This window comes from Dietzia sp. DQ12-76 (assembly GCF_014145045.1).
GTDB lineage: Bacteria > Actinomycetota > Actinomycetes > Mycobacteriales > Mycobacteriaceae > Dietzia.
Map to the genome: position 1 here is coordinate 1 of NZ_JAALDV010000069.1, position 4,983 is coordinate 4,983.

A 4,983-nucleotide genomic window follows, 5' to 3' on the forward strand; every position below is an offset into this window, starting at 1 on the left:
CGCCGCCGACTGCGGCGTGACCGGCGGCTGCGGATCGTGCGCCCTGCAGGGCATGTGTGAATCGGAGAGCGCCACCACCCGGTAGGACAGCGCGGGGAGACCGGTGTGGGGCCCGCGTGGAGGCCCGGGTGGGGGCCCGCGTCCCGGCCCGACCGGTGGCCCGCTTCCCGCACGCTGCCTACGGTCAGAGGTCCATCCGACCCACACCGTGAAGGAGCTCGCCATGGCCCAGAAGTCCACGACAGAGTCCAACAAGGACGTCGTCGACATCCTCACCGCCGACCATCGCGAGATGATCGGGCTGATCGAGATGATCGAGGAGACCACCGACCCCAAGGAGCGCCGTTCGCTGGCCGACTCCGTGATCGCCGAGGTGACCCGGCACTCGGTGGCCGAGGAGCTGTTCGTCTACCCCGTCTACGAGCGCGAGGTCCCGGACGGCACCGAGGAGGTCGAGCACGACAAGGAGGAGCACCAGGAGATCGAAGAGGTGATGAAGGAACTCGAGGGCGTGGATGCCGAGAGCGCCGAGTTCATGGCCCTGGTCAAGCGGTTCAAGGAGCTTCTCGACCACCACGCCGACGACGAGGAGACCGACCAGTTCCCCAAGCTGCGGGCGGCCGTCTCCGCCGAGGATCTGCTCGACCTGGGCCGCAAGGTCGAGGCGGCCAAGACCATCGCCCCCACCCGGCCGCACCCCGGGTCGCCGCACTCCGAGCTGTTCCACATGACGCTCGGGCCCGGTGTCGGCATGGTGGACCGGCTCCGCGACGCCCTGAGCGGTCGACTCAAGAACACCTGATCGGCGCCGATCGTCCCGGGCCAGGTGCGGGTGCGGATGTCCCCCGGGCCGTGTGCTCCTGCTACGACAGTACCCGCACCAGGACGGCGGCAAGGCCGCACCCGGCCATCACCAGCACCATCACCACAAGCCCGATGTTGTAGCGGGCCTGGGTCTGCTGGACCTCGCCCGCCCGGACGAACCGCCCCACCCGTTGCTCGTGGTGCCGCTGCACCCTGAGCAGCGCGAGAAGCGGGACCACCAAGAGGGTGGCGAAGACGGCCGCCCAGATCCACGCGGTCTGCGCGATCAGCTTGGCCACGAGGATGATGTTGACGGTCACCACGGCCCAGGTCCGAGCCCACGACAGACTGGTGCGCTCGGCCTGCAGGCCGACATCGGGCGGCACGGCCTCTGGGCGCACACCGATCCGCCGCCGCGGAACGCTCATGCGATGGTACCGCCGAGGATCGCGAGGACCAGCAGGATCGCACCGATCGCGATACCCAGCACCAGGAGGATCGACGCCTGCGGGACGGGCAGCGGTTTGTTGTGGCGCATCGAGGCCTCGATCCGGATCCACCGTCGGAACGACACGGTGGCCAACAGGGCCGCCATCACCAGCAGGACACAGGCCAGCGGAGTGCGGATGATCTCCGGGATCTCGTCCCCGGCGAAGGCCTCCATCGCCACGGCTCCCGCCATCAGGCCGAGGCTCGTGCGGATCCACGCCAGGAAGGTCCGCTCGTTGGCGAGCGTGAACCGCGGATCCGGCTCCTCTCCGTCGCGTAGCGACCTGGGCCGCCATCCCTGGCGGGCGGTGTCTGTCATGCTCCGAGCCTATCGGGCGGCACCGGGGGTCCCGCGCCTGCCGGGACCTCACCCGTCCCGGGGCCTCGCCCAGACCTCCTGTGCCGCGGAGTGGTGAGATGGGCCGATGAGATTCCTGCGACGCCTCCGGATCGAGCCGTTCATCCTGGCGATCCTGGCCGCCGTCGTGGTGGCGGCGCTGTTGCCGGCCACCGGCGGGGCCGCCACAGCGCTCGGTTGGATCACGACCATCGGGATCGCCGTGTTGTTCTTCCTCTACGGCGCACGGCTGGAACCCCGCGAACTCCTGGCCGGCCTCAGGCACTGGCGGCTGCACTCCGTGGTGCTCGCCGCGACGTTCCTGCTGTTCCCGGCACTCGGCCTGCTGGGCAGCTGGGCCCTCACGCCGGCGCTCGGCGAGCCGCTGGCCGCCGGGTTCCTCTTCCTCACGCTCGTGCCGTCGACCGTGCAGTCCTCGATCACGTTCGTCGCGATCGCCCGCGGCCACGTCAGCGCGGCCGTGGTCTCGGCGTCGGTGTCCAACCTCCTCGGCGTGGTCCTCACTCCCCTGTTGGTCTTCGCCCTCATGACCAGGGACGGAGCGGTGGTGATCACGTGGGACTCGGTCGGGAAAATCGCCCTGCAGCTGCTGCTGCCGTTCGTGCTGGGCCAGCTGCTGCGACGCTGGGTCCTGCCGGTCATCTCCAGGATCAGGCGGCTGGCGCTGTTCGACAAGTCGGTGATCGTCCTGATCGTCTACGCGGCGTTCTCCGAGGGAGTCGCCGACGACATCTGGTCGAGGGTCGGACCGGCCCAGCTGACGTGGCTGATCGCCGCGTGCTGCGTCCTGCTCGCGGTGGTGCTGGGGCTGACCGAACTGATCTCCCGCGCGCTCGGGTTCGCCGACCGGGACAAGAGGGTCGTGCAGTTCTGCGGGTCCAAGAAGTCACTGGCCACCGGGCTTCCCATGGCCGCTGTGCTGTTCGTCGGCCAACCCGTCGGGCTCCTGGTACTCCCCCTGATGCTGTTCCACCAGATCCAGCTCATCGTGTGTGCCTGGTTGGCGGGTCACTACGGACGGGCGGAGGGAACCGACGCGCCCGCGGCGTGACAACCCGTCCGGGGCCAGGGCGTGAGCACCCCAGCCCGCCGTGAGAGCGGTCAACCCCGGTGCGCGTCGAGGAACTCCCGGAGCGCGGCCGCCACCTCGGCGGGGCGTTCCTCCGGGGCGAAGTGGCCGCACTGCTCGATCACGTGCAGCGCGCTGCCCGGGATCGCCTGCTGCAGCCGGTGGGCGTGGTCGATGACCTGCCAGCTGTCGTCCGCACCCCAGATCAGTTGGACCGGGACCCGGCCCAGCGTGTCCAACCGGTCGCTGATCTCCATGGTGTGGACGGGGTCGTAGTGCGCCACCTGGTGCTGGAACAGACTCGGTTGACCGATCGGACCGCTGATGATGTCCACGTAGATCCGAAGGGCCTCCGGGTCGAACCCCGAGGGGTCGCTGTGGGTGGACAGCAACCACTCCCGAAAATGCTCGCGGTGCTCGTCGTCGGGCTTCTTCGCCAGCACCTCCAGCCCGTCGGCCATCTGTTGCCGGGTGCGCTCGGAGGGATAGGAGTCGAAGCTCACGACGTCGATCAGCGTCAGCGTGCGCAGGCGCTCGGCCGAGCGGACCCCGAACCGTTGGGCGACGCCGCCGCCGATATCGTGCGCGACCAGGTGGAACGTCTCCAACCCCCACAGGTCGAGAAGTCCCTCGAGGACGGCGACCTGCCCGGTGATCGACGTGTCCACGGCCGGGTCGCGCGGCCTCTCGGACAGGCCGTAGCCCAGCAGGTCGAAAACGTGGGCGCGGTACCCGGCGTCGACGAGCCGGGGCACGACGTTCCGCCAGATGTACGACGACGACGGGGTGCCGTGCACCAGCACCACGGGCTCCCCGGCCCCGTGGACGCCGTGGGCGACGCGGTGGCCGTCGATGATCGCGTGCTGGTCGACGACGTGATCCATCGGCTCAGCCGGCGAGGTCCGCGATGAGCCGCTCAGCCAGTTCGGCGGACGACTGCGGGTTCTGCCCGGTGTAGAGGTTCCGGTCCACCACGACATACGAACCCCACGGCTCGGGAGCCTTGGAGTAGTCGGCACCCAGCTCCACCAGCTTGTCCTCCAGGAGCCAGGGCGCGTTGGCGGCCAGGCCGACCTGCTCCTCCTCGACGTTGGAGAAACCGGTGACCCGGTATCCGGCGAACGGTGAGGACGCCGGGTCCTCGGACGCCGCGAGCAGCGCCGCCGGGGCGTGGCAGAGCAGGGCCAGGGGTGACCCGGCGCTGACGCGTTCGGAGAGAATGGTGCCGGACACGCTGTCCACGGCCAGATCCTCGAGCGGGCCGTGTCCACCGGGGTAGAAGACCAGGTCGAAGTCCTCGTGGGCCACGGAGGCGAGATCGACGGGTGTGGTGAGAACCGGCTCGAGACGGTCGAGTGAGGCCTTGACCTTCTCGAGGGTCTCCGGGTCGCCTGCCCCCTCGTCGAGGCTCGCCTGATCAACCGTCGGGGCGCGCCCACCGGGAGTGGCCACCGTGACGTCCCAACCGGCTCCCGTGAACACCTCGTAGGGGGTCACGAACTCCTCGGCCCAGAATCCGGTGGGGTGCGCGGATCCGTCCTTGAGGGTCCAGTGGTCGGCGGCGGACAGGATCATGAGAACGCTGGTCATGGGCGCGACCCTACGGAGGTCGGGCTGAACCGCAACTGAACACTGCGGCGGTGAACTGCGTCACGCGTAGCCCATGATGTGGGAATTCACATCTTGTCGACTCTTCGCACCTCACCGGTCGTGTCGGGCCCACTACCTGGGCCGACGATGCCGGACCGATGTTGACGATGTATCAGCAGGTCAACGTGTCGCGCGTGGTCCGTCATGCTTAGTCGACGAAGCAATTGTCCACCCGGGGACGCCACCTTAATGTTCTCGCCGCATCAGCACAGCAGCACCCACGCCGGAAGCCGAGGCTTCCGGCGGCACACTTCGGACGCGACGACAAGGGCGGGCATGCACAACGACATTGCGCGGGCGGCGCGCCGTCCGGGCATCGCCGCGGTCATACTGGCCGGTCTCGCACTGGCGGGGGTCACCGGAGGAGCGGTGGCCGCGATCCTCTCGGCAGAAGGTGCAGGGACCGACATACGGGCGGTCTCGTCCGAGGCTCCGGCCGCTCAGGCCGGGCTGACCACTTCGGCCCGCCCACTCCCGGACCCCACTTCCGCACGACGAACCACTCCTGCCGCGACGTCCACCGCACCGACCACGCGGAGCTCCACAGCGCCAATCAGTTCCACTGCCGCACCTCCGGCGCCGGGCGCGGCACCCGCGGCGGCGCCCGCAGCAG

Annotated in this window: 6 protein-coding genes; 2 read left to right on the top strand and 4 right to left on the bottom strand. The window is 69.5% G+C overall.

What is annotated here, in order from left to right; genetic code table 11:
* The first annotated feature begins 223 nt into the window (after window positions 1-223).
* Complete coding sequence (locus G6019_RS03440; protein ID WP_107757852.1) at window positions 224-802, top strand: hemerythrin domain-containing protein; 579 nt, start codon at window positions 224-226, stop codon at window positions 800-802.
* 61 nt (window positions 803-863) lie between these two features.
* Here G6019_RS03440 and G6019_RS03445 read toward each other — a convergent pair whose 3' ends face one another.
* Window positions 864-1,232, bottom strand: a complete 369-nt coding sequence (locus G6019_RS03445; protein ID WP_182612210.1) for a DUF202 domain-containing protein — start codon at window positions 1,230-1,232, stop codon at window positions 864-866.
* Window positions 1,229-1,612: a YidH family protein gene (locus tag G6019_RS03450; RefSeq protein ID WP_107757854.1), complete on the bottom strand. Its 384-nt coding sequence runs from the start codon at window positions 1,610-1,612 to the stop codon at window positions 1,229-1,231. Before G6019_RS03450 ends, G6019_RS03445 begins: the two co-directional genes overlap by 4 nt.
* Before the next feature lie 106 nt (window positions 1,613-1,718).
* On the opposite strand from G6019_RS03450, the gene G6019_RS03455 reads away from it, so the two are divergent.
* Window positions 1,719-2,702 (top strand): bile acid:sodium symporter family protein, encoded by a 984-nt coding sequence (locus G6019_RS03455; RefSeq protein WP_182612209.1) that lies wholly within the window; start codon window positions 1,719-1,721, stop codon window positions 2,700-2,702.
* Between the two features lie 50 nt (window positions 2,703-2,752).
* Here G6019_RS03455 and G6019_RS03460 read toward each other — a convergent pair whose 3' ends face one another.
* Both G6019_RS03460 and G6019_RS03465 read right to left on the bottom strand, forming a co-directional pair.
* Window positions 2,753-3,604 (bottom strand): alpha/beta fold hydrolase, encoded by an 852-nt coding sequence (locus G6019_RS03460; protein WP_182612208.1) that lies wholly within the window; start codon window positions 3,602-3,604, stop codon window positions 2,753-2,755.
* Window positions 3,605-3,608: 4 nt separating this feature from the next.
* Complete coding sequence (locus tag G6019_RS03465; RefSeq protein ID WP_182612207.1) at window positions 3,609-4,310, bottom strand: type 1 glutamine amidotransferase domain-containing protein; 702 nt, start codon at window positions 4,308-4,310, stop codon at window positions 3,609-3,611.
* Window positions 4,311-4,983 lie beyond the last annotated feature (673 nt).